We start from the raw sequence: 974 nt of genomic DNA, 5'->3' as shown, positions 1-974 counted from the left end.
AAGGAGAACAAGCCGTCCAACCCCAGCGATCCGCATGACGGGGCCTACACCGCGGCGCGGCTTGCCCGCGACGAGGGGGTGCCCATCTCGACGATCTCGTTCGGCACCAAGACCGGCGAGATCGAGATGGACGGGAAGCGGGTGGCCGTCCCGGTCTCGACCGACCAGATGAAGATGATCGCCAAGCTGTCCGGCGGGCAGTCCTACACGGCCAGCAACGTCGACGAGCTGTCCAAGAGCTACAACGCCATCGAGAAGGACATCGGCTACCGCACGGTGCCGGGGCCGGGCAGCGCCGGGTGGTTGCGCCTGGGCGTCATCACCGCGCTGATCGCGACGGCGCTGGCGCTGCGGATCAACCGGCGGCTCCCGGTCTGACCGCTCAGGACGGCAGCCGGCGGTTCAGCAACAGCCCGGCCAAGATGGCGCCGGCCATCGCGACGGCCCCCAGCAGCATCCACGCCAGGCTGGCGTCGCCCTTGACGGTCTCGTAGCCGATCTGGCGCTGCAGGGTCGCGTAGACGTTCTTCAGCGACTCGAGGCTGTCCGCGTGGAACGACTGGCCGTCGGTGATTTCGCAGATCTTCTGCAGGGTCTGGTCGTCGACGGGAACCGGGATGGTGGCGCCCTCGTACTCGACGGTGCCGTACGGCGTGCCGAAGGAGATCGTCGAGATCTGCACGCCCTCGTCGCGGGCAAGCCGCGCCGCGGTGTAGGCCCCGTCATGCGGATCGCTGGGGTTGGACGGCTTGTTCTCCTTGCCGTCGGAGAGCAGGACGATGCGGGCCGGCGGCGGGGTGTCGCCCCCGGTGATCGCGTTGGCGCTCACCGCGTGCAGGGCGGTGAAGATGGCCTCGCCGGTGGCCGTGCTGTCGGCGAAGTCGAGCTTCTTCAGGGCGTCGATGGTCGCCTGGTGCTGCGGGGTCGGCGGCACCAGCAGGTACGGCGTGCCCGCGAAGCCGACCAGCCCGAGG

The 974-nt window shown here is 69.4% G+C and carries 1 protein-coding gene and 1 pseudogene; one reads left to right on the top strand and one right to left on the bottom strand.

Annotated elements, in window-relative coordinates; translation table 11 throughout:
* A pseudogene (locus tag A5678_RS09965) lies at nt 1-378 on the top strand (hypothetical protein); the annotation flags it as partial.
* Nucleotides 379-382: 4 nt separating this feature from the next.
* Here A5678_RS09965 and A5678_RS09960 read toward each other — a convergent pair.
* Nucleotides 383-974 (bottom strand): VWA domain-containing protein (locus A5678_RS09960; protein WP_156746839.1); only part of this gene is annotated, 592 nt, incomplete at its 5' end.

The sequence above is a fragment of the Mycobacterium sp. E2733 genome, assembly GCF_001667585.1.
Taxonomy (GTDB): Bacteria; Actinomycetota; Actinomycetes; order Mycobacteriales; family Mycobacteriaceae; genus Mycobacterium.
This window is presented reverse-complemented; position numbering and strand designations above follow the sequence as displayed.